The following is a 653-nucleotide window of genomic DNA, read 5'->3' on the forward strand; positions in this document are numbered from 1 at the left end:
ATTTTTGTTATTAACGCATTATCCCTTGCGTAGAAGCCTATTTAAGCATGCTGTAGGACTAATATCTATAGCCTATAATTTAAATTTACTAGGCTATTTAGGTGTGATTCGAATTCGTCGGCTCTGGCTAAGTATAATCGAACGACCCTTAATCGGAATCAAAAAATAGTCACCTGACTTCTTTCTGATTCCGGTTTTTGAACCTACACTGATTAACAGCGTCTAAGGACTTCTATAGCGACTGGAGAGTGTTAGTGAGCCGTGTTAACCCACTTGTTTTTGCAATGATTAGTTTACTTGTTTTCTGTTCGACACCCTTAGCTGCTTTTGAGGTTTTAGTGCTTGATCAGAACGGTAAACCGGTTAAAGACGCTTATGTAGCGATACCCGAAGGAAATATTGAGCAAGCAGAGGAAACGCCGGCCATTATGGATCAGCTTGATATTGCCTTTGTACCTCATGTATTGGCGATAGACCAAGGGCAAGCGGTTGTCTTTCCCAATAGTGATAATATCCGTCACCATGTCTATTCCTTTTCCCAACCCAAAAAGTTTGAAATTAAATTATATCAAGGAGTTCCCGAACAGCCGATTACCTTTAATCAGCCGGGTTTAGTGGCACTAGGTTGCAATATTCATGACTCAATGTTGGGC

At 40.6% G+C, this 653-nt stretch carries 1 pseudogene; it reads left to right on the forward strand.

Annotated elements, in window-relative coordinates:
* Positions 1-254: 254 nt before the first annotated feature.
* Positions 255-653, forward strand: a pseudogene (locus A3757_RS05310) (methylamine utilization protein); the annotation flags it as partial.

This window comes from Oleiphilus sp. HI0117 (assembly GCF_001635235.1).